Below are 21,385 nucleotides of genomic sequence, written 5' to 3'. Positions count from 1 at the left end.
CCTCGCAGACAGCGCCGGTCAGGCGGGCTGCTCCTCGGTTGTGGCACCCTCGGTGATCTCACCCGGCACATCCCGGGTGGAGTGCTGCACCGCGATCTTGCGCGGCTTGGCTGCCTCGGCCACCGGGATGGTCAGCGTCAGGACGCCGTCGCGGTAGTCGGCGCTGATCTGGTCGGTGGCGAGCCCTCGGCCGAGCGTGAGCTGGCGGGCGAACGTGCCCACGGCCCGTTCGCGCGTCAGCCACTGGGTGTCCTCATCGACCGACGGCGTGCGCTCGGCGCGGATCGTGACCGTCGCGCCGTCCATGTCGATGTCGATGCTGCCCGGCTCTACTCCGGGCAGGTCGATGTGCGCGACGAACGTGTCACCGGAGCGGTACAGGTCCATGGGCATCGCGACCGAGGCGGGCGTGCGGGTGACGTCGCCCAGGAGGCGGTCCATCTCGCGGAAGGGATCGAACATGGCCATGACTGTTCCTTTCTCGTGGAGTGTGCAGGTTGAGCGTGGTTGCGTCAATTATATACCTGAGCGTGGTGGGCTCAACTCCTGATCGTGCTCTTTTCCGGACGCCCCACCGACGCCGCGCTGCCCCGACGCGTGGGTGGGGAAGGTGCTTCGAGGATTGAACCTTCAAAGCGGTTTATCATCAAACGGCTTTGAGTTACTCTGGTCGCGTCCCCGCCAGAGAGGCTCCTGATGTCCCACGCGTACCACCCCGCCACCTTCGCGTTGCAGGCCGTGATCGCCCAGTCGAACGTTGTGGAGCGCGAGCTCGCCCGGCTGCTGGGGCTGAACGCCACCGACTACCGTGCCCTGTCGGCGCTGCAGCAGCTGTCCCGCCAGGAGACGGTCACGATGACCGGTCTGGGCGCGGCACTGGGCACCACGGCGGCCACGACGAGCGCCATCGTCGACCGGCTCGAGCGGGCGGGCTACGCCCAGCGGAACCGGGCCGAGACCGACCGCCGCCTGGTCACCATCCAGCCGACCCCCCTGGCCTGGCAGAAGATCGTCGAGATCATGCGCCCCCTCATGGGCGCAACCGACGCCTGGGTCAAGGCCCTGCGTCCGGAGGACGCCCAGCTCGTGACGGAGTTCCTCCAGGTCACGGCCACCCACCTCACCGACCACGCCGCGACGCTGGCCGCCCAAGAGGCGGACCGGTGAGACGGCCCCGCACGCACGATTCCCGTTCTCTCCCGATCCCTCCAACCTCGTCTCCCCAGGAGTCCACCATGTCCCTTCCCTCCCTCTACATCGGCCGCGGCCGATCGTGGATCGTCGCCCTCTTCTTCCTCCTGTTGGGAGGTCTTGTCGTCGGCTTCCTGCCCGAGGCCGAGCGGGACGCCTCGCCCACCGACTCCCTGGCCCAGGGCTACGACAGCACGCGCGTCGTCGAACTAGCCGAGCGCTTCCCCCAGGAGGGTGACGGCACGGCCCTCATCCTCTGGACGTCCACCGACGGCGAGACCCTGACCGAGGAGCAGCTGGCCGCGGCCCGCGAGTCCCTCTTCGAGCGGTTGCCCGACGACGCGTTCGCCGGTGCCGGGGGTCCGCCCGCCGGGGTGGATGCGGGGGCCGCCGGTCCGCCCGCCGGCATTCCCCCGCTGCCGCTGGTCAGCGAGGACGGGACCGCCGCCTTCGGCACGATCGCCATCGACGCCGCCGACGGCGCCGAGAACCGCGACGCCATCGCCACACTGCGCGCCGAGCTGGTGGACGAGGCGGCCGACGGCGTCACCGTGCAGGTGACCGGGCCCGCGGGCATCCGCGCCGACCTGGGTGCGGTCTTCGACGGCGCCAACTTCCGGCTGCTCGCCGCCACCGCCGCGGTCGTGGCCCTGCTCCTCCTGCTGACCTACCGCAGCCCCATCCTGTGGATCATCCCGCTGCTGGTCGTCGGTCTCGCAGACCGCCTGGCCGCCATCGTCGCGACGCACACCCTGCGCCTGGCCGGCGTGCCGTGGGACGAGTCCACCATCGGCATCCTCTCGGTGCTCGTCTTCGGTGCGGGCACGAACTACGCCCTCCTGATCATCTCCCGCTACCGCGACGAACTGCGCGCCACCGAGGACCGGTTCCTGGCGATGCGCCGCGCGCTCCGCCACGCGGGCGAGGCCGTCGTCACCAGTGCCTCCACGGTGGTCCTGGGCGTCCTGACCCTCCTGTTGTCGGTGTTCCCCGCGACGCGCGGCCTCGGTCTCGCCAGCGCCGTCGGCATCGTCATCGCGGCCGGCTACGCCCTCGTCGTCCTCCCCGCCGTGCTCGTGCTCGTCAACCGTTGGGTGTTCTGGCCGCTGGTCCCCCGCGTGGGGCAGGCCGCCCTCGTGGACAGCGACCGGTCGGTCTGGGCGCGGGTCGGCAACCAGGTGGCCAAGCGTCCCGCCGCCTTCATCGCCGCCAGCCTGGCGCTGATCGCCGTCATGGGCGCGGGCCTGTTCCGCATCGAGACCGGGCTGGGCCCGTCCGACCAGTTCCTGCGCAAGCCCGAGGCCATCGTCGCGCTCGACCGTCTCGGCGAGTCCTTCCCCGCCGGCGAGTCCGACCCCGCCCTCGTGATCACCGAGGACGACCCGTCCCGTGTCGTGGAGCTGGCCGAGGCCGTCCCGGGGGTGGCCTCCGCCACCGTGGGTGACACCGCGGATGAGCTCACCCAGGTCCGGGTCGTGCTGGAGCCGGAGCCGGGCAGCGACGAGGCGCGCCAGACCATCCGTGACCTGCGCACGGCCTTCGAGGGCCTGGACATGACCGTCGTCGGCGGCACCGAGGCCCAGGCCGTGGACAGCCTGGACGGCTCGGCCCAGGACCAGCGCACGATCATCCCGCTCATCCTGGCCCTGGTGCTGGGCGTCCTGTTCCTGCTGCTCCGCTCGGTGGTCGCCCCGCTGGTCCTGGTGGCCACGGTGGTTGGGACCTACGCGGCGGCCCTCGGGGCCTCCTGGGTGCTGTTCGTCGAGGTGCTCGGCTTCGAGCGGCTGGACTCCAGCGTGCCCCTGCTCACCTTCCTCTTCCTGGTGGCGCTGGGCATCGACTACAACATCTTCCTGGTCACCCGGGCAAGGGAGGAGGGCCTGCGGCACGGCAGCAAGCGGGGCATGCTCCGCGCACTGACGGCCACCGGCGGGGTCATCACCAGCGCGGGCATCCTGCTCGCGGCGGTGTTCGCGGTGCTCGGTGTGCTCCCGCTGGTGGTGCTGGCCCAAATCGGCGTGATCATCGGCGTCGGTGTGCTGCTCGACACCCTGCTTGTGCGCACCGTCCTCGTCCCGGCCATCGCGATCCTGCTGGGTGACGCCTTCTGGTGGCCGCGCCGGCCCGCGACCGCGGGCCGCAGGGCCCTCCCCGGCGGAGGCTGACGGCGGAGATTGCCCGCCGGAACCCGCGCTTCTGAGCCGCCGGGGCCGGGCGTCCTCCGCGAGCCCGAGTACCCCTATGGGTGTTGCGTGGTGCTGGGCGGCCCCGCAGGATGAGAGGCCATTGACCTGAACCGGAACGGCCCGAGCAAACGGAGAACCGCATGTCGCCAGCCAAGAAGAAGACCCCCGCCGCGGACATGGCGCCACCCCCGCCCCGGCCACCCGGCCCCGGTGTGGAGGACCCCGCCCTGGACGAGCCCACGGCCCCGGTGGCTCCGCCCCCGCCCAAGGCGTCCCAACAGGGCCCGGCCACGGTGACGCCCACCGGTGCCCCCACGGGCGCGCCGCCCGAGGCCATGGCCCAGCAGGGCGAGTACCTGACGACGGCCCAGGGGGCGCGGCTGCGGACCACCGACCACGCCCTCAAGGCGGGTCGGCGCGGGCCCGTTCTCCTGCAGGACCACCACCTCCGCGAGAAGATCACCCACTTCGACCACGAGCGCATCCCGGAGCGGGTCGTGCACGCCCGCGGCACGGGCGCCCACGGCGTGTTCGTCGCCAACGGACGGGCGGCCAAGATCTGCCGCGCGGCATTCCTGAAGAAGGGCGTGGAGACACCGACGTTCGTGCGGTTCTCCACCGTCCAGGGCTTCCGCGGGTCGTCGGACACGGTCCGTGACACCCGGGGCTTCGCGACAAAGTTCTACACCTCCGAGGGCAACTACGACCTCGTGGGCAACAACATTCCGGTGTTCTTCATCCAGGAGGGCATCAAGTTCCCCGACATCGTCCATGCGGTGAAGCCCGAGCCCGACCGGGAGATCCCGCAGGCGCAGAGCGCGCACGACACCTTCTGGGACTTCGTGTCGCTGCACACCGAGGCGCAGGCGCACGTGGCGTGGTCCATGTCCGACCGGGCCGTGCCCCTCTCGTACCGCATGATGGAGGGGTTCGGGGTCCACACCTTCCGGCTCATCAACGACGCCGGCGAGACCAGCCTCGTGAAGTTCCACTGGGAGCCGCGCCAGGGCGTCCACTCGCAGGTGTGGGAGGAGACCCAGCTGACGGCCGGGAACGACCCCGACTTCCACCGCCGCGACCTCTACGACGCCATCGACGCCGGCGCGTACCCGGTCTGGGACCTCGGCGTCCAAGTCATGCCCGACACCGAGGACGAGACGTTCGAGGGCATCGACCTGCTGGACCCGACCAAGTTCGTCCCCGAGGAGCTGTGCCCGGTGGAGATCATCGGCACCATGACCCTCAACCGGCGCCCCATCAACTTCTTCGCCGAGGTGGAGCAGGTCATGTTCAACCCCGGCAACCTGGTGCCGGGCATCGACGTGACGAACGACCCCCTGCTGCAGGTGCGCCTGTTCTCCTACATCGACACCCAGATCACCCGCCTGGGTGGGCCGAACTTCAACCAGCTGCCCATCAACCGCGCCCACTGCCCGGTCAACGACATGTTCCGCGACGGGTTCCACCAGCACGCGGTGCACGGCGGAGTCACGCCCTATCGACCGAACTCGCTCGATGGCGGCAACCCCGCCGAGGCGTCCGAGGACTCCGGCGCGTTCATCGACGTGCCGCAGCCGGTGGCGTCCGGCGCCAAGGTGCGGGAGCTGTCGGCCAGCTTCGACGACCACTTCAGCCAGGCGACGCTCTTCGTGCGCTCGCTCAGTGAGGTGGAACGCGAGCACCTCACGCGGGCGTACACCTTCGAGCTGGGCAAGTGCTACGAGGAGGCCATCCGGCTCCGCCAGCTGCAGTGCCTCGCGAACATCGACGCCGACCTGTGCGCCGAGGTCGCCCGCGGGCTCGGCCTGCCGGCCCCCGAGCCGACCGTGCCGCCGGCGGACGTCGAGCCCAGCCCGGCGCTGTCGCAGGTGGGCGGCACGTGGCCGGTCGCCGGCCGCAAGGTGGCCCTTGTCGTGGACGCCGACACCGACCCCACTGCGGTGCAGGCGGCCAAGGACGCCGTCACGGCCGCGGGGATGATGGCGTTCGTCATGGCGCCCTCCGGCGGGAAGCTCGGGGATGTCGTGGTCGACCGGACGTTCCTCACGGCGGCATCGATCGAGTTCGACTCCCTTCTCGTCGTGGACGCTCCCGCGCCCGCCCCGGACGCCGTCCCACTGTTCGACGCCAAGGCGGGGCACGCGAGGGCCGGCCGGCCCGTGGACCCGCGGGTGGCGAAGCTGGTGGCGGAGATGTTCCGGCACTTCAAGGCCATCGGGGTCGCCTCCGACGCGACGAACGTCCTGACGGCGGCCGGCGTGCCCGAGGACGCCCCCGGCGTGGTCGTCGGGGAGCCGGCCGCGGTGGTCGGAAAACTGGCGGCCCTGCTCGCCGAGCACCGGGTCTGGCACCGCTTCGGGCCGGTGGCCGAGGACTCGGACGCCGCCCGACGGTGAGCCGGGAGGCGGTCAGTTCGCCAGGGGCCTGTTCGTCCGGAGCAGGTGCCAGACGCGCTCCTGGTTGAGGGGACGTTGCAGCAGGTCCACTGCGGCGTCCACCTCCAGGGGGAGCAGGTCCTCCTCGGACGCCGTCGCCCCGGGCCGCCCGCCGGTCAGGATCCCGGCGATGCGGGCCACGATCGCACGGTCGGTCTCGGAGGCGTCCGCCCACCCTGCGTCGAGGGGCTCGGCGTCGGGGGAGTGCAGGGGCAGCTCGACCGGGGCCGGGGGCGTCCAACCGCCCTCGAGCAGGTCGAGCGCCACCGCCTTGGCCTCGGCGAGCACGCGGTGCACCGACGCGACGACCTCGTCGTGGTCGGTGAGCAGGTGCCAGTCGGCGGCCTGCCACGCCGACGTGCTGACCTCGCAGCTGGTCGTCACCGCGAACGCGGACGCCGCGGGTAGCGGTTCGCCCGCCCCCAGCGCGCGCACCAGCGACTGCACCGTGCCGCCCCACGCGGGGAGCAGTCCGACCGACCGCTCGGGGAACCCGGCGTACAGCTCGGCGTGCGTGACGACCCGGTTGGCGGCCAGCATCAGCTCGCAGCCGCCGCCGAGCGCGAAGCCCTTGGCAGCCGCCACCACCGGGAACGCGGAGTTCCGCAGCGCGTGGAACGCCACCTGCCCGCGTCGGATCAGCGCCCGCAGGCCGTCCGGGTCCTCGGACTCGATGAAGTGCGTGAACGTCGCCAGGTTGGCCCCGGCGGAGAAGGCGCGGGGGTGGTCCGAACCGATGACGAGGCCCTTGAAGGCCCCCTCCTCGCCCAGCGCCAGGGCGCGCTCGACCATCTCGATGACGCCGGCGTCGCAGGTGTTCATCTTGGTGCGCAGCGCCAGGCAGGCGACGCCGTCGCCGAGGTCGACGATGGCGGCCGCCTCCGACTCGGCGAGCACGCCGTGGGCGCGCTGCGCGTCGGCGACGGTGAGCACGCCCTCGACCTTCCGCCGCTCCACCACCGAACCCGTCGACGACAGCACGGTGTCGGCGTCCGGGTAGAAGCCCCCGGCCTTCGCCGCGGCGGCCAAGAGCCCGGGCACCGCGCGTCCCTCGGCCTCGTACCGGACCACCAGCTGGGCCGCGCCCACGGCGTCCGCGAGCTTGAACGGGCCGCGCGCCCAGGCGTAGCCGAGTTCCATGCCCGCGTCCACGGCGGCGACGTCGTCGCCGACCTCGGGGGCGATGTGGCAGGCGTAGTCGAGGACCTGCGCGAACACGGTCCAGGCGTAGGTCGCGCCGGGGGAGTCGCCGGCGAGCAGGGTCGGCAGGTCAGCGGCCGACCCGGCCGGGTCCGTCACCGGACGCCGCGCGCGGTACTGCAAAGATTCCAGGTCGATGACCTCGTCCACCTTCTCGCCCGACTCGTTCTTGCGGCGGGTGAAGCCACCGGGGCCGCGGCGTCCGATGAGGCCGTTGTCGAGCAGGTGCTGGAAGACGCGGTCGCCCATGAGGTCGTAACGCTGGGCGGCGTCGTCGGCAGGCAGCGCGCGGGTCAGGACCGGCCACAGCAGCGGCACCAGGTTGACCCCGACGAGGTCGAACAGGCCGAAGACGCCGGTGCGGGGGATGCCGAACGGGCGCGACATGATCGCGTCGGCGGTCTCGACGTCGAGCCCGGCCTCGAAGGCCTCCAGGGCGGCGACGGCCATCCAGTGCGACCCGAGGCGGTTGGCGATGAAGCCGGGGGTGTCGCGGCACTCGAGCACGGTCTTGCCGAGCTGGCGGTCGGCGACGCGGATGGTGCGCTCGAGCACCTCCGGCGAGGTGGCCTCACCGGCGACGACCTCCAGCAGCTCCATCGTGCGCGGCGGGTTGAAGAAGTGGGTGATGGTGAAGTCGCGGGCGAACTCTTCGGAGTGCCCGCGGACCAACTCGGCCACCGGGATGCCCGACGTGTTCGACGACATCAGCGTGCCCGGCCGGCGCAGGCCCTCGAGCTTGGCGTAGAGCTCGTGCTTGACGTTCGGGTCCTCGAAGACGGCCTCGACGATCCAGTCCGCCTCGGCGACGACGTCGAGGTCGTCCTCCACGTTGCCCGGGGTCACCCGCGCCGCGAACGCCGGCACCATGAACCCGCCGACCTGCACCTGGCGCTCGATCGCGGTGCGCGCCAGCGCCGAGCGGTCGTCGCCGTCGGCGACCCGGTCGAGCAGCGCCACCACGATGCCGCAGTTGGCCAGGTGGGCAGCGATGCCGGAACCCATCGTTCCCGCGCCGATCACCACCGCGCGGCGGACGGGCTCGAACCCGTCGGTCATCGGGATGCGGGGCTGGCGGTCGGCGATGGTCATGGGCGTCCTTCCGGGGGCTCGACTCTGAGCGGGGTCACCCCATCGTGTCACCCCGGTCAAGCGACGGCGGTTACCACCCCGGACGCCTCGTTGATGACCTCCGCCAGCTGCCGACGGTGCGTGAACGGCAGCAGGTGCGTGGCGGAACGCACGACGACGATGCGGGGGTCCTGGCAGGCCCGGGCGTAGCGCCGGGTGTCGATGGCGAGCTGGTCGAGCGCGCCGGCGACCAGCCACACCGGGCAGGTGACGTCGGGCAGCTGGTGGCAGCCGGCCTCGGCGACCACGCTGTGCCACGCGTCGGGCGCGACCGCGTAGCCGGTGGCGTCGGGGATCGCGTCCCCGCGGATCCCCATCACCCGCAGCACGGTGTTCGCGATGGACGCCATCCGCTGCGGGCCGACCACCGGCAGCAGCTTGGCGAAGTCGGTGTAGGCCCGGGTCAGGATCCGGTGGCGCCGAGGATCAGCCATCGCGCCGACGAGCACCAGCCCGGCCAACGCGTCGGGGTGGCGCTGGGCCCAGGTGGTGGCGATGAACCCGCCCAAGGAGTGACCCACGAGCACGATGGGGGTATCGGGGGCCGCGGTTGCCACCTCGGTGTCGATCACCGCCAGCGCCGCGTCGGTCGTCCACGGCTGGCCGGCCCGGACGCCGTGGCCCGGCAGGTCGACGGCCCGCAACTCGGCGTCCACGAGGTCGGCGTAGGCGTCCCATGACCGCGCGTTGAAACGCGTACCGTGCAGCAGGATCACCAGCGGTCGGGGCATGGATCCAGCGTACGTGGGCCATCGTGGCCGGCGGGACGTCAGCCCTCGAACTCCTGGCCGTCGGGGCTGTGGGTGGCGGCGAGGTACACCGCGCAGTCCCAGCCGAAGTCGGTGCCGATCAGGTAGCCGGCGCGTTCGGTCCACAGGCCGAGGTCGCCGAAGAACTCCAGGCAGCCGGCGAGGGTGTCGTCGCTGATGGGACGCATGACCGCGTCGTGCTCGGGGCCGGCGAGGGGGTTGCCGGGGGACTGCCACCACCAGTCCGCGACGGCCGAGCGCTTCTTCGGGGCGCCCTGGTGGCCGTCGATTTCGAAGAGCAGTTCGGTGAGGGGGTACTCCACGCCCTCGTAGATGGCCAGGTCGTACAACTCGTGCACGGCCGCGAGCCCGAAGGCCACCCACTCCCGGTCGCTCGTGGGCCACGCCTCGGGGTGCGCGACCGCCTTGGTGGCGCGGAGCTCGACCAGCTCCGTCCCCACGGCGGCCAGCCAGAGGCGGTGCAGCGGCAGGCAGTCCATCGCGCTGCGCCAGCTCCGGTCCCACTCGCCGAGGCCGAGGGCGTCCACGGCCGCGCGGGCGATGACCGGCCGCAGCGCGCCGGTCGAGGTGACCTCGCGCCCGGCCCCGACCCAATCGACGAGCGCGCGCAGCGTGGCGACGAACTCGGACGCCCTCAGGTGCGGTGCGCTCGTGGCCGGCTCACTGAGGTCGGCGGTCCACTCGTATCCGTCGTCGACCCCTTCGGCGCCGGCCTCGGCCTCGAGGGCGTCCAGCCCCGGCGTCCGTCGGCGCCGCTCGTCGATCGGGAGGGCGTTCCAGGCGTCCGTGATCCGTTGGAAGCGCTCCTGGACCTCCTCGATGGAGGTCGCGTCGTCGAGCGTGACGCCGATCTCCTCGCCGAAGCCGAGCAGGATCTTGTTGGACCCGAAGTTGCGGTCGTCGGTACAGGCGGCCGCCATCCGCTTGCCGGCCTTCTTGGCTTCCTGGGCCAGCGCGGCCGGTTCGGCGGACCCGCCCGCCATGCGCCCTGTCGAGCGGAGGAAGCGCCAGAAGGTGTCGAGCGAGGCGACCAGGGCTGCGACGTCGGGCACACCGTGCGGACCGTGCGACGGCCAACGGACGAGCATGAGGTGTTCGACCGTCCGGGCGGGCCATCGGTGGGCCTCGAGCCCGTCGTAGGAATCGCGCAGCCTGATCGCGGTGTCGACCAACTCGGGGGCGAACGTGCGCCCGCGCTGGGTCGCCCACGCCTGCGCCAGCTCCAGCAGCTCCTCGGGGTTGCTCATGGGCACAGCCTGCCAGTTGGGCCCGTCAGCCCGAGGCCCGCTCCACGAGGACGGGCGTGATGATGATCGGAGGCGGCGCGGGCTGCCCGGCGAGCTGGTCGAGCACCATGCGCGTGGCCCGGCGGGCGAGGTCGCGCCCGGGGTTGGTGATCGAGGTGAGCTGCGGGTGGGTCGTCAGGCCGAGCTGGGTGTCGTCGTACCCGACCAGGCGCAGGGTCCTGGGGACCGAGCGCCCGGCGGCGCGGGCCGCGTGCAGCACGCCGGCGGCGGTGAGGTCGTTGGCGGCGAAGACGCCGTCCACCTCCGGGTGTTCGGCCAGCAGCCGCGCGCCGAGTTCCTCGCCGCGCACCAGGGTGAAGTCGCCCTCGTACCGGGCGACCTCGGTGACGCCGGCCTCGGCCAGGGCCTCCGACCACCCGGTGATGCGGTCGACAGCGGCCGGCATGTCCAGTGGGCCACTGATGGTGGCGAGCCTACGCGCGCCCGCGGCGAGCAGGTGCTCAGCGGCGAGGCGTCCGCCGGCGACGTTGTCGACGTCGACGTACGGCACGGCCAGTTGGGGCTCGAGGGGACGTCCGATGAAGGCGAGCGGCAGGTGCAAGGCGGCGAGTTCGCGTTCGAGGTGGTCGTCGCGGTGGTGGGAGAGCACCACGATCCCGTCGACATGCCCGCCGCGCAGGTAGGGCAGCAGGCGATCGTTCTCCTGGCCGCGGGCGCGCATGAGCAGGACGAGCTGCTTCGGGGTGTGGGCCAGCGCCTCGGCGACCCCGCCGATGGCCTGCGCGATGAAGGGGTCGGAGAACACGCGGGCGTCGTCCTCGGGGACGACCACGGCCAGGGTGTCGGTCTGCCGGGTGACGAGGCTGCGGGCGGCCGGGTTGGGCACGTACCCGAGCTGCTCGACCGCCCGGCGTACCGCCTCGAGGGCGACGGGGCTCACCAGTTCGCCGCCGCGCACGGCCCGGGACGCCGTGGCGCGGGACACCCCCGCCACGCGCGCGACGTCCTCCAACGTGGTGCGTGACCGCACGTCGTCCACCTCGCCTCCTCAGTCGAGGGTGACGCTTCCCGACCGTGCGACCTCGGCGTACCAGAGTGCGGACGCCTTGGGGGTCCGCTGGAGCGTGTCGAAGTCGACCCGAACGATACCGAACCGTTTGGCCAGCCCCCACGCCCACTCGAAGTTGTCCAGCATCGACCACACCATGTACCCGTCCACGGCGGCGCCAGCCTCGATCGCGGCGTGCACCGCGGCGAGGTGGTCGCGCACGTACGCGCGGCGGGTGTGGGTGTCGTCGACGAAGCCCGCGGCGTCCGGCACGTCGTCGTAGGCGGCGCCGTTCTCCGTGACGTGCAGACGGACGCCGGCGGGACCGGTGTACTCCTCCTGCAGCCGGACGAGCAGACGGGTGAGGCCTTCGGGCTGCACCTCCCACCCCATCGCGGTGACGGGCAGCCCGCGCGGGACGAACCGCACGCGTTCCGAGCCCACGTAGGGGCTGCGCCGGGGCAGCTCACCCGGGCCGGCGAACACCAGGGGCGACTCGTCCCCCGGCACAGCGCCGGCGACGGCCGCACCGTTGTAGTAGTTCACGCCCAGCACGTCGATCGGCGACGAGATGACCGCGAAGTCGCCGTCACGGGCTGCGCGCCCCAGCCCCGCCTCCGCCATGTCCTCGAGCACGTCCGCGGGGTACTCGCCCCGGAACAGGGGGTCGAGGAACACGCGGTTGAACGCGCCGTCGATGCGGCGGGCGGCGTCGACGTCGGCCGGGTTCGACGGGTCGGCCGGCTCGGCGACGGTGTGGTTGGTGGTGATACCGACGGTGACGTCGGGTCGGTCGGCGCGGATCCGCTGCACGGCGAGGCCGTGGCCCAGCAACAGGTGGTGGGCGGCGTCCACGGCCTCGGTCGGGGAAGTGTGGCCGGGCGCGTGCTCGCCGGCCGCGTAGGACAGGAACGACGAGCACCACGGCTCGTTGAGCGTGGTCCAGACGGGCACGCGGTCGCCGAGTCGTTCCAGCACCGTGCCGGCGTACTCGGCGAACGCCGACGCCGTGTCGCGGTTCGTCCAGCCGCCCCGGTCCTGGAGGGCCTGGGGGAGGTCCCAGTGGTAGAGCGTCAGCCACGGTCGGATGCCGCGCCCGACGAGCTCGTCGACGAGGCGGTCGTAGAAGTCGAGGCCTTCCGGGTTGGGGGTCCGGCCGTCGGGGCACACACGCGCCCACGACACCGAGAACCGGTACGTGTCGAGGCCGAGCGAGGCCATCAACGCGACGTCGGAGGGCATGCGGTGGTAGTGGTCGCAGGTGACGTCACCGGTGTCGCCGTTCACCACCGCGCCGGGGGTGTGGGCGAAGGTGTCCCAGATCGAGTCGCGGCGGCCACCCTCGTGGCGGGCTCCCTCGATCTGGTAGGCCGCGGTGGCGGTGCCCCACGAGAACGAGGGCGGGAAGGTGAGTTCGGTCATCCCTTGACAGCTCCTTGCATAATGCCGGCGACGAGGTGTCGGCCAGCGACGACGAAGACCAGCAGCAGCGGGATCGTGGCCACCACGACGCCCGCCATGATCAGCGAGTAGTCCTTGAAGTACGACGCCTGCAGCAGTTGCAGCGCCACGGGCAGCGTCGGGTTCGTGGGACCCAGCACGATGAAGGGCCAGAAGAAGTTGGTCCACGAGCCGACGAAGGTGAACAGGGCCAGCATCGCGGCGGCCGGGCGGGCGGCGGGCAGCGCGACGTGCCAGAACGTGCGAATCATCGAGCAGCCGTCCACCCGTGCCGCCTCGATCAGTTCGTAGGGCAGGGCGTCGCGGAGGTACTGGGTCATCCAGAACACCCCGAACGCGGTGACCATGCCGGGCACGATGACGGCCTGCAGTTGGCCGATCCAGCCCAGCTTCGACATCACGATGAACAGCGGCACGATGCCCAGCTGGGTCGGCACGGCCATGGTGGCGATGACGAACACCAGCAGCGGCCCGCGGCCGCGGAAGTTCAGCTTGGCGAACGAGTAGCCGGCCAGGGTGGAGAAGATCACGACCGACGCCGAGGTGATCACGGCGACGAGGATCGAGTTCCACAGCGCCGGCCAGAAGTTGATGTCGGAGGAGATGACCAGGCCGATGTTCTCCAGCAGCCGGCCCTGGGGGATCAGCGACGGGATCGGGTTGCGGGCGATGGTCGCGGCGTCCGAACTGGCCAGCAGCACCGCGAACCACAGCGGGTAGGCCGAGATCAGCAGGACCAGGCCGAGCAGCACGTAGGACAGCCACGACGGGCGGCGGTCGGCGCCCCACGCGGTGCTGCTCCCTGACGCCCCGGGCTGCGGTCGGTTCAACCGACGGCGGGCGGCGCGGGCGGCACCGCGCCCGGCGGTCTGTTCGATGGCGGCGACGGAGTTCATGCGCGGGCCCCCTTGCGGACTCGCCGGGGCGCGTCCCCGGAGGCGATGCGTTGGGTGAGCAGGAAGTTGACCATGCCGATCACGATGATGATCCCGAAGAGGATCCAGGCGACGGCGGCTGCACGGCCGAAGCTCTTCTGCGCCCCCCAGCCGAGCTCGTAGAGATACATGGTCATCGTCATCCACTGCCGGTCCGACCCGCCAAGGCCGAGCGTGTCGTACATGCGGGGTTCGTCGAAGATCTGCAGACCGCCGATGGTGGAGGTGATGACCACGAAGATGATCGTGGCGCGCAGCATCGGGACGGTGACCGACCAGAACTGGCGCCAGCGCGACGCCCCGTCGACGATCGCGGCCTCGTAGAGATCCCGGGGCACGGCCTGCATGGCGGCGAGGAAGATCAGGGTGTTGTAGCCGGTCCAGCGGAAGTTGACCATGGTGGCGATCGCGAGGTGCGACGCGAGCCGGTCGGAGTGGAAGCCGATGGGGTCGATGCCGATCGTGGCCAGGAGCGTGTTCACCAACCCCGACTGGTCGGCGAAGAGCTTGGAGAAGATCAGCGACACCGCGACCGGCGCCACCACGTAGGGCAGCAGGACGCCCATGCGCCAGAAGGTCTTCGCGCGCAGGTTCGCGTCGAGCAGGGCCGCGATCGCGATGGCGGCGATCACCTGGGGGACCGACGACAGCAGGAAGATGGAGAAGGTGTTGCCCAGGGCGCGGCCGAAGCGTTGCTGTCCCAGGACGTCGACGTAGTTCTTCAGGCCGACGAAGTCCCCCTGGCCGCCGATGAGGTGCCAGTCGTGCACGGAGACGAATGCCGTGTAGAGCAGCGGGTAGAGGCCGACGACGGCGAAGAGGATGAAGAAGGGGCTGATGTAGAGGTACGGCGACAGGCGCACGTCCAGGCGGGACAGCCGCTGGCGCGCTGTGGTGCTCGACATCGAGCCTCCTCGCGGTCGTGGTGGGTTCGGGTGGGGGCCGACCGGACGCCGTGGCGTCCGGTCGGCCAAGGGTGCGTCAGCTGAGGCCGAGGTCGCCGTAGGCTGCGACGGCCTTGGCCCAGGAGGCCTCGGGGTCGTCGGTCTTGTCGACGTCGGCGCGGTTGATGGCGTCAGACGTCAGCGCGCGGATCGCGAAGTAGTTCGGGCCCTTGAAGGGGGTCACCGAGACGGCGTTGGCGCGGTTGGTGAGGATCTGGCCGGTGGGGGCGTCGTTGAAGAACGCGTTGGTCGACTTGAGGAGCTCGGGGGAGGCGAGGGCCTCCTTCTGGCTGGGGAAGGTGCCCTTGGACGCGAAGGCCTTGAGCTGCTGCTCGGGGGCGGTCAGCCACGCGGCCAGCTTCTTGGCCTCCTCAGGGTGCGCGCCCTGGGTCGGCACCGTCAGGTACGAGCCGCCCCAGTTGCCGCCGCCGCCGGGGAAGACGTCGGCGATGTCCCAACCCTCGACGCCCTCGGCGTTGCCCTCGATCACGCCGAGCATCCAGCCCGGGCAGAGCATCGTCGCGAAGCCGTCGTTCTGGAAGGCGGTGGACCAGTCGGTGCTCCACTGCGCGAGGTCGGCCGAGAGGTCGTCGGTGACCGCGGCGGTGATCACCTGGTCGTAGACCTTCTTGATCTCGGTGTTCTCGCCGAGGGGGATCGGGGTGCCGTCGGCGTTCTCGAACGGTGTCTCGATCTGGTTGATCATGCCCTGGAACACGCCGTCGGCGGCGTCGAACCAGGCGGCGTCGCTCTTGGCGACGAAGTCCTTGCCGACGGTGAAGTACTTGTCCCAGCCGCCGTCGAGCAGCTTGGCGACCTCGGCGCGGTCGGAGGGCAGGCCTGCGGCCTCGAACATGTCGGCGCGGTAGCAGATGGCCTCGGGGCCGATGTCGGTGCCGTAGCCCATGAGCTTGCCGTCGGGCGTGGTGGCTGCGGCTTCCTTCCAGTCGAGCCAGCGACCCTTGACGGCGTCGTCCTTGAGGTCGACGAACTTGTCGGCGTACTGCATCATCTCGGGCACCCAGTCGACCTCGATGGCCTCGATGTCGGCCAGCCCGGAGCCGGCGGCCAGGCGGGTGTTCAGGTTGTCGCGCGCCTCGTCGGCGGTCGCGGCCTTCTTGTGCTCGACGATCACGTTCGGGTTGAGCGTCGTGTACTCCTTGACGAGCTCCTCGTAGCCGAACTCGTTGAAGGTGGCGACGGTCAGGGTGATCTTCTCGTCCGACGTCGCGGGCGCAGCGCTTCCGCCGGGGGCCGGTGTCGACCCCGTGTTCGCACCGCCGCAGGCGGACAGGGTGATGGCCAGGGCGCTGATCGCCGCGAGGGCCCCAATGCGTGACTTGTGCACAGCAACTCCTTTGTTTGTGTGCGGATGAAGGTCCGCCTGTCATCCTGAGAGCGCTCTCAGTAGAGACTGAGAGGGAATGGGAGCGCTCTCAGGGGGATGTGTCTCAGAGTCGCTCTTTCCCAGTCTTGGTGTCAAGATCCGCCCGCATCACGGTTGGGTAACGCGACGGTGCAGGCCCAGAGGGCCTCGAGTCAGGTGAGGTCGACGACCTCGTAGCTCCACAGTTCCGCGCTGACGCCGACCGGACGCGCGTCGCCGTGGGGCGGGGGTCCTCCGGCGTCCGACGCACTGTGCTGGCGGGAGATCTCGGTGTCGCGGCCGCCGTGGGCGCCCTTGAAGTTGGCCGAGGTGATCCAGTTCTGGAAGGACTCCTCGTCGCGCCAGCGGGTGAGGACGAGCCAGACGTGACGGTCGGCGTCCAGCGGCTTGAGCAGCTCGAAGCCCTCGAAGCCGTCCTGCCCGTCGACGGCGCCGGCGCGCTTGGCGAAGCGGTGTGCGAGCTCGTCGCCGCTGTCGGCGGGGACGGTGATGGCGTTGATCTTGAGGATCGTCATGTCCCCATGATGGCGGACGCGGTGGGTGCGGGCAGCGATCGGTGGAGATGTCGAACGTGGGGCCGCCGGAGTCGCCGAAGCAGGTGTCGCCAGTGGTCTTGCCGTTGTTGGCGTGGGAGAACTGCACCGCGATGTCGCGGTAGCCGTACACGCCCTGGAAGCTCACCAGCTTGCGGATGTCGCTCTTGCGGATGTCGCCGCCGAAGGAAGACTTCGGCCCGCTGCCCTCGAGGCCGTAGACCGTCGGACAGGACGTATGTGGCCAGGTCATCTCACTCCGCCCATTGACGCATGTAGTCGGCATGCGCCTCCAAGCGCTCGTCACTCGGACGTAGGGCTCGCCGTACCCATCGGTGCCGACTTCACCCGCACTCGGACAAGGAACAGCAGCTCACGAACGCGAGTGCGTGCGTGCGCGGACGGCCTTGAAGACAGCCGCGCCACCGGCGACCGACTCCAGATCAGAACCCAGAGCCGACTCGAAGGGGGTCAGCCCGACCGCAAGGAGATCCAAGCCATTGGCGGGCACGGTACGGCGCCGCAGGGCGTCGATGACCTCGCGACGCCGTCGAGGCGAGACCGACTCCATGCAGTCACGCATCCTGGGCGATGACGAAGTCCGCCATTCCGGGGACGGTGAAGGCGACCAGACCCCGCTCGGGCGCGTAGACCAAACCCTTCTTGATGAGTTCCTGTCGGGCGACCGACAGGTCAGACGTCCTGGCCTTGCCGAGGTGAGCCGCGAGTTCGCCGATCTCCACTGGGTCCTCCCCCTTCAGGTGCGCCATCCCTGTGAGCAGCCTGCGTTGAGCGGTCGTGGCACGTTCCCAACGCGACCTGTACAGGCCGGCATCGATCTCCTCGCGGGCCAAGGCACCCCCAGCTTGCACATCGTCCATGGTGAAGGCGGGCCCCGCAGCCAGGTCCCAGACGTGCTTGCCGATGGACTGGACGAAGTAGGGGTATCCACGCGCCAGTTCGAACGCAGCCGCCAGCGCATCCTCTTGCCAGGTGACTCCCCGTTGTTCGCAGGGTTCCACCAACGCGGTGCGGACGTCGTCCGGGGACAAGAGGCCGATCGGCTGGTAGACGTACAGCCGTTCCGCGTAACTGGCTGCATCCGCCAGCTGGGCTGGGAGGGAAGGGAGCCCAGCTCCCACGAAGAAGACCGGCAGGGGGGTGGGTGCCTGTCCCAGTGAATGGACTGCCATGTTGACGGCTTCGAGGTCGTCGGTGCCAGCCTCCTGCAACTCGTCCACCAGGATCAGCGTGCCGATGCCGAACTCGAGCGAGGCTTCACCGATGACCTCCAGCAGGGCTGCCAAGTCGTCTCCGAAGGTTCCACTGTCCGCCACCCCGTGGACGGGATCCACGTCGATGCCCAACGTGATGCCATCGATCCCGAGTTTGAATGTGAACGAACGGAGCACTCCCAGCACGCGCTTCCACTTCGAGCGATCTGCGTGGCGGCCTGTGGCCGTCCGCAGTGCCTTCACCAACTCCGTGGCCAGCACCCGGCGCAGGGGTGCGGACGTGGACGCCTCGACCTTGGCGACGATCCACTTGCGTGCGTTGGCTTGGCTCATCAGCTCGTTGAGGAGCACTGTCTTTCCAACCCCGCGCAGTCCGTTGATGACCCAACTGCGGTCGCCCTCGCCGTAGTTCTCTGCCCGACGGACGACCACGTCGAAGTTCGACAGAATGCGCTCCCGACCGGCAAGGACGGGCGGCCTGCGACCAGCGCCTGGCCTGAAGGGGTTCTCCACCGGGTCCATGTGTCAGACTCTATCTAGCCGTATAACGGAAATCCATAGATGAGTATAGAGATCCTGATTGTTCACCGGAACGCTCTTGCAGGGCGGGAATCTCAAGCGAGCCGGACCCCGTACTGCTCGGCCAGCAACGCAGGATCAAGCACCACTGTCTGGGTGGCGGGATCGCTCGACACGACCGGGTAGCCCTCGACGTTCAACAGCTTCGCAACCTGGCTGACCATCATCGGAACCCTGTTGGTGGGCACCCCCAGCGTTCCGGCTGCTCGGGCAGCGGTAAGCCGGTGGTCAGGGGCAAGTGTGAGTGCGTCGATCAGCTGCTGGACGGCCTCATCGGTGACGGCGAGGCGCCCCACCAGCTTGCGCTGCACCTTGTACGTGGCGCTGGCCAGCAGGTCTGCGGCCGTCGTCGAGGGACCGCGCGTCGGTTCAGGGACGTCGTTGAACAGGTCCGGCTGCGCGGACGCCGCGATCTTGGTCGGGACGGGACGCGCCACAGACGGAGCCGAGGACGCTACGGGGACGTGACCCTCCCACCACTCCGGCTCGGGCGGAGCCGCGGGCGTCAGGTCATGCTCCAGGGAGGTGGGTGCCAAAACGGCCACGGGAACGACCACTTCGGCCGGTGCTGCGCCGCCGTGGTAGCCCGCCTTCATCGGTCCGTACCGCAGTCGTTCGCAGGTGAGGTCGGCGAGCGTCCCGCGAACTGGGGAAGGAACGCCAGGAAGAAGACGGTGAGCTTGGGATTGAGCAGGTTCATGGTGATCGCTCGTCGCAGGACACCGGATGCCGTGAGCGTCGGCTCCGTCGCGGGCGGCGCAGCCACCGCGCAGTCCGGGACCTCCGGGAGAGGGCGGCAGCTCCGCAGTGCCTGGATCGCGCGGAACGCAAGGTAGGTGACATCGGCCCAGCGCAGGACCTCGAAGGCGGCGCCGCCGGATCGAAGGACGGTGGCCAAGCCGGTGCTCGCAACGATCAGGTGGGGGCGACATCGAGCGTGCATCCGAGGGCCGCGAACCACCCGAGGCGCCAGCCCTGCGACGCGGTGGTGGCGATGGTGAACGTCGCACCTGGGCCTGGGGAGGCCACGACGATGACTGACGCCACGAGGAACTCGAGCATCAGTGGACCCGGGCCACGCCATCGGGTGCCGCAGTCCTGTGAGCCGCAGTCACGTGAGGCGCAGAAACGTGGGCCGCGGCCTCGCCGAGGCCCTTGTCGGTCGAGGACGTCCGCAGGGCAAGGATGGCCAGCGTCGCGAGCACGAGGCTGGTGCCGCTGGCCACCGTTCGCGTGATGTTCCAGCGCTGCCAGCGGCCCGAGTAGTCGGCCCAGATGAGTGCAGCGGCCTCCCGGGACTCCGGAACCGCCATCGCGCCCAGGGTTTCGTTCATCGGCACGTTGATCGCCATGGTCAACAGCAGCCCGCCGAGCGTGTAAATGCCCGCCGCGGCGAGGAACAACGCGGCCGATGCCCGATGGCGGTACCGGTGCGCGACACCCGCGGCGACGCACAAGGCGACCGGGGTGAGGAAGAACGCCGGGAAGAAGACGGCGTTGCGCACGGAGGCGTTCATGGCCTGCATCGCCGCGATCGCCACGCGCGGGTCGGCGTCGTCCAGGCCCCACATGGTCGAGCAGACCCAGGCGTAGAAGAAGCCGAAGATCGCGCCGGTCAGCACGAGGGCGACGAGCGAGGTCAGGACGAGGAGAGGGGGTCGACGCACGGGACACTCCTTAAGCGAACGGTTGGGTACGGAAAAGACTATCCGTACGTTCGGGTACATTTGTCAAGTGAGCACGTCATCCGCCCCCCGCCGTGGCCGTCTGCCGCGAGAGCTTCGCGAGCGTCGTCGTGCGGAGGTGATCGTGGCGGCCCGAGACGAACTCGTCGAGCGTGACGCCGCCGGCCTGACGATGGAGGGTGTGGCTCGCCGCGCGGGCGCCTCGAAGGAGACTCTGTACGCCTGGTTCGGCACCCGCGATGACCTCATCGGCGCCGTGATCGAGGCGACCGCCGACGACTCCGCGCAGCGCGTCGAGGCAGCTCTCGCGGCCGACGCCACAACCGTGGACGACGCGCGCGACACTCTTGCCAACTACGCCGAGTCGCTTCTGCGGCTGCTGACCAGCGAACCGTCGGTGTCGCTCAACCGGGCGGCCATGACGTCAGCCGCGTTGTCCGATCGGCTGCTCCAGTCGGGCCGGCAACGTATCGGCCCGGTCGTCGAGCGATACCTGGCGCACCTCGACAAACACCGCATCCTCCGTGTCCCCGACCCCGGCGAGGCCTACCGAACCTTCTTCGGGCTCGTCGTGCGTGACACCCAGATCCGTGTCCTCCTCGGCGATCGCCCGCCCGTGGCCGACGAGATCCGCGACCACGCCGAGCGGGCCGTCGACACCTTCGTCGCCCTGCACGTCAGTCCTCGCGGGTAGCGTCGGCACCATGCCTCCCCCGCCGCACCGACCCCGCCGCGGGTGAGTCAGCACTCACCGCGTGGCTCTTCGATCCGGATGCCGTCGACCGCACCACACTCGCCACGGCCGTGCGCTTCACCCTCGAGGAGCTCGGCGCGCGCGCCCCGGGCCGCAGCGTCGAGGTGCGCGTGCACCCGTTCGGCGCCGTCCAGTGCATCGAAGGCCCACCCACACCCGTGGCACCCCACCGAACGTCGTGGAGACGGATGCCGTCACCTGGCTCGCGCTCGCGACCGGCGCTCGGGAGTGGGCCGAGGCCGTGGCGGCCGGCGACCTGCGGGTCAGCCAGCCTTTCGCGCGCCTCCTTTCCCGTAGCCTCCGCGGCGGACAGTCGCTCCAGCGCGTCGGCCACCGCGTCCGCATCAGCCTGTTCGGTGGGCAGGGTGCCGAGCGCCAGGGACCGCGCCTCGGCTCGGGCTACGCTGTCGGACGCACTGGTGTCCACCCGGGCGGCCTGTGTAGCTGCCGCCTCGGCCTCCCGGCGACGTTCGCGCCCCAGCCGGGCGAGGTCGGTTGCAGCGCCGAGCGCCTCGGCAGTTTCCTCCGATCGCGCCGCGAGCGCGGGGAGGGTGTCGTTGTCGACTCGCCCGACCTCCTGGCCGACCCAGTCGGCGAGGACGCCCCACGCTTCGACGAGGTCTGCCGGCTCGTCTGTCGGGCACCCCCACGCCAGCAGGCCCGC

Annotated in this window: 20 protein-coding genes and 1 pseudogene; 5 read left to right on the top strand and 16 right to left on the bottom strand. The window is 70.6% G+C overall.

Annotated elements, in window-relative coordinates; all coding sequences use genetic code 11:
- Positions 1–18: 18 nt before the first annotated feature.
- Entirely contained in the window at positions 19–468 is a 450-nt protein-coding gene (locus ET989_RS12810) for an Hsp20/alpha crystallin family protein (RefSeq protein WP_421958227.1), read from the bottom strand.
- A gap of 228 nt (positions 469–696) precedes the next feature.
- Here ET989_RS12810 and ET989_RS12805 point away from each other — a divergent pair, with 228 nt between their 5' ends.
- The 3 genes from ET989_RS12805 (at position 697) to ET989_RS12795 (ending at position 5,773) form a co-directional block, all read left to right on the top strand.
- Positions 697–1,167, top strand: coding sequence for a MarR family winged helix-turn-helix transcriptional regulator (locus ET989_RS12805; protein ID WP_131169604.1), 471 nt, complete (start codon positions 697–699; stop codon positions 1,165–1,167).
- Positions 1,168–1,235: 68 nt separating this feature from the next.
- A complete protein-coding gene (locus tag ET989_RS12800) occupies positions 1,236–3,356 on the top strand; it encodes an MMPL family transporter (protein ID WP_131169602.1) in 2,121 nt (706 codons plus the stop codon).
- Between the two features lie 161 nt (positions 3,357–3,517).
- On the top strand, positions 3,518–5,773 hold the full coding sequence (locus ET989_RS12795) for a catalase (protein WP_165490172.1): 2,256 nt from the start codon (positions 3,518–3,520) through the stop codon (positions 5,771–5,773).
- A gap of 12 nt (positions 5,774–5,785) precedes the next feature.
- Here the strand turns inward: ET989_RS12795 and ET989_RS12790 are convergent, their stop codons facing one another.
- The 15 genes from ET989_RS12790 to ET989_RS12725 form a co-directional block, all read right to left on the bottom strand.
- The gene (locus ET989_RS12790; protein ID WP_131169600.1) at positions 5,786–8,104 is read right to left on the bottom strand and encodes a 3-hydroxyacyl-CoA dehydrogenase/enoyl-CoA hydratase family protein; all 2,319 of its coding nucleotides are present in this window, start codon (positions 8,102–8,104) and stop codon (positions 5,786–5,788) included.
- A 56-nt stretch (positions 8,105–8,160) separates the two neighbouring features.
- Complete coding sequence (locus ET989_RS12785) at positions 8,161–8,874, bottom strand: alpha/beta fold hydrolase (protein WP_131169599.1); 714 nt, start codon at positions 8,872–8,874, stop codon at positions 8,161–8,163.
- 38 nt (positions 8,875–8,912) lie between these two features.
- Positions 8,913–10,160 carry a hypothetical protein gene (locus ET989_RS12780; protein ID WP_131169596.1) on the bottom strand — a complete coding sequence of 416 codons (1,248 nt, stop codon included), beginning with the start codon at positions 10,158–10,160 and terminating at the stop codon, positions 8,913–8,915.
- A 25-nt stretch (positions 10,161–10,185) separates the two neighbouring features.
- Positions 10,186–11,190, bottom strand: a complete 1,005-nt coding sequence (locus tag ET989_RS12775; RefSeq protein WP_206662359.1) for a LacI family DNA-binding transcriptional regulator — start codon at positions 11,188–11,190, stop codon at positions 10,186–10,188.
- 18 nt (positions 11,191–11,208) lie between these two features.
- Positions 11,209–12,630, bottom strand: a complete 1,422-nt coding sequence (locus tag ET989_RS12770) for a glycoside hydrolase family 1 protein (protein ID WP_131169592.1) — start codon at positions 12,628–12,630, stop codon at positions 11,209–11,211.
- The gene (locus ET989_RS12765) at positions 12,627–13,565 is read right to left on the bottom strand and encodes a carbohydrate ABC transporter permease (protein ID WP_131169590.1); all 939 of its coding nucleotides are present in this window, start codon (positions 13,563–13,565) and stop codon (positions 12,627–12,629) included. Before ET989_RS12765 ends, ET989_RS12770 begins: the two co-directional genes overlap by 4 nt.
- Complete coding sequence (locus tag ET989_RS12760; protein ID WP_131169588.1) at positions 13,562–14,509, bottom strand: carbohydrate ABC transporter permease; 948 nt, start codon at positions 14,507–14,509, stop codon at positions 13,562–13,564. The genes ET989_RS12765 and ET989_RS12760 overlap by 4 nt, the downstream gene beginning before the upstream one ends.
- A gap of 76 nt (positions 14,510–14,585) precedes the next feature.
- Positions 14,586–15,896 (bottom strand): ABC transporter substrate-binding protein, encoded by a 1,311-nt coding sequence (locus ET989_RS12755; RefSeq protein WP_131169586.1) that lies wholly within the window; start codon positions 15,894–15,896, stop codon positions 14,586–14,588.
- Between the two features lie 191 nt (positions 15,897–16,087).
- Positions 16,088–16,450 (bottom strand): antibiotic biosynthesis monooxygenase family protein, encoded by a 363-nt coding sequence (locus ET989_RS12750; protein ID WP_131169584.1) that lies wholly within the window; start codon positions 16,448–16,450, stop codon positions 16,088–16,090.
- Between the two features lie 391 nt (positions 16,451–16,841).
- Positions 16,842–17,039 (bottom strand): BREX system ATP-binding domain-containing protein, encoded by a 198-nt coding sequence (locus tag ET989_RS12745; protein ID WP_131169582.1) that lies wholly within the window; start codon positions 17,037–17,039, stop codon positions 16,842–16,844.
- 4 nt (positions 17,040–17,043) lie between these two features.
- Positions 17,044–18,225 carry an ATP-binding protein gene (locus ET989_RS12740; RefSeq protein WP_131169580.1) on the bottom strand — a complete coding sequence of 394 codons (1,182 nt, stop codon included), beginning with the start codon at positions 18,223–18,225 and terminating at the stop codon, positions 17,044–17,046.
- Positions 18,226–18,317: 92 nt separating this feature from the next.
- Positions 18,318–18,719 (bottom strand): hypothetical protein, encoded by a 402-nt coding sequence (locus ET989_RS12735; protein WP_131169578.1) that lies wholly within the window; start codon positions 18,717–18,719, stop codon positions 18,318–18,320.
- A gap of 155 nt (positions 18,720–18,874) precedes the next feature.
- The gene (locus tag ET989_RS15025) at positions 18,875–19,180 is read right to left on the bottom strand and encodes a LysE family translocator (RefSeq protein ID WP_165490171.1); all 306 of its coding nucleotides are present in this window, start codon (positions 19,178–19,180) and stop codon (positions 18,875–18,877) included.
- A 17-nt stretch (positions 19,181–19,197) separates the two neighbouring features.
- Complete coding sequence (locus tag ET989_RS15020; RefSeq protein ID WP_165490170.1) at positions 19,198–19,344, bottom strand: hypothetical protein; 147 nt, start codon at positions 19,342–19,344, stop codon at positions 19,198–19,200.
- Positions 19,344–19,949 (bottom strand): anthrone oxygenase family protein, encoded by a 606-nt coding sequence (locus tag ET989_RS12725; protein WP_206662358.1) that lies wholly within the window; start codon positions 19,947–19,949, stop codon positions 19,344–19,346. Before ET989_RS12725 ends, ET989_RS15020 begins: the two co-directional genes overlap by 1 nt.
- A 67-nt stretch (positions 19,950–20,016) precedes the next feature.
- Between ET989_RS12725 and ET989_RS12720 the strand changes: the two genes are divergently transcribed.
- Positions 20,017–20,661, top strand: a complete 645-nt coding sequence (locus ET989_RS12720; protein WP_206662357.1) for a TetR/AcrR family transcriptional regulator — start codon at positions 20,017–20,019, stop codon at positions 20,659–20,661.
- Positions 20,662–20,771: 110 nt separating this feature from the next.
- Positions 20,772–20,929 (top strand): annotated as a pseudogene (locus tag ET989_RS16025) (sterol carrier family protein); the annotation flags it as partial.
- Positions 20,930–21,385 lie beyond the last annotated feature (456 nt).

This window comes from Propioniciclava sinopodophylli (assembly GCF_004324755.1).
In the GTDB taxonomy this organism is placed as follows: Bacteria; Actinomycetota; Actinomycetes; order Propionibacteriales; family Propionibacteriaceae; genus Propioniciclava; species Propioniciclava sinopodophylli.
The sequence above is the reverse complement of the archived record's forward strand: the minus strand, read 5'-3'. Positions and strand labels throughout refer to the sequence as shown.